Annotated in this window: 1 protein-coding gene; it reads right to left on the reverse strand. The window is 45.5% G+C overall.

Annotated features, from left to right (window positions below; translation table 11 throughout):
- Nucleotides 1-77: 77 nt before the first annotated feature.
- On the reverse strand, nt 78-1,051 hold a 974-nt coding region (locus tag QT974_RS34650; protein ID WP_333472864.1), incomplete at its 5' end, for an alpha/beta hydrolase.

Below are 1,051 nucleotides of genomic sequence, written 5' to 3' on the forward strand. Positions count from 1 at the left end.
TTAGTTATAATCCCATATTGACTGCGGTCATGCTTCGCCCCTACAAACATATTTGTCTGGCGCCAGATGCACCCAGGCTATCGGACATCACCCGCTATCTTAAACTGTTTTCCAACATAACTCAATGAATCTGCTAAATGCTTGTGCCAATAATTCCAACCCACATCCGGGCCGACAATTCCGTGCCCGCCAGGAAATTTGTTAAACTCGTTAGAGATGCCCAAACTATTTAATTGTTCGTGAAATTGTTGCGTAGAAGTCAGAAATTTTTCGTCTGCTTCCCCCGCATCTAAATAAGCCCGCAGTCTCTGTCTGTCTGCGGTAGAAAGTTTCGGTACTAAATATTTAGGACTGTTAGCTTTGCCGCTTTGATCGGTAAAATAACCGCTGTGGCTGAACAGAATATTAAAATTATTTAAATATCGCAAACCGATATTAAAAGCTCCCCAACCCCCCGAAGATTGTCCTCCCATTGCCCAAAATTTGGGGTCTTCCAGCGTTCTGTAGCGCGATTTTACGATTTGAACCAACTCGGAGCCGATCGCACTTCCTACCTTGCCGTTGGGCCCGTCAAAATACTGCGGGTCCCACAAAGGACTCGTGCCGCGATTGTCATTTCCGTCGGGAGTAATTACAATTGACGGCGGCAATCTTTTGGTTTTATATAAATCGTGGAGCACGGAAGTAACAGCAGCTTTGTCTTGATAGGCGCGCGCATCTCCGTGCCCGCCGTGTAGCAAAACAATCACTGGGTAGCGCTGTTTGGGATTTTTTGCGTACCCAGGCGGTAAAATTAAGCCGTAGGTGCGCTCTGAATTCATAGCTGCACTTTTATATGTTTTGAGTTCAAATTTTAAGTCGGCATCGGCTATGATTTTCGGAGGGTCTAATTGAGGTGCTCCAGCGATAAAAACGTACCAGTATCCAGTCGCACCTAGCAGGAGGATTGTACCCGCACTGATACCTAAAACTTTTAAGAGCCACTTAGGCATAATGTTAGTTGACTGTTGACTGTTGACTGTTGACTGTTGACTGTTGACTGTTGACTGTT

The organism is Microcoleus sp. BM001215392 (assembly GCF_036700185.1).
Taxonomy (GTDB): Bacteria; Cyanobacteriota; Cyanobacteriia; order Cyanobacteriales; family Microcoleaceae; genus Microcoleus.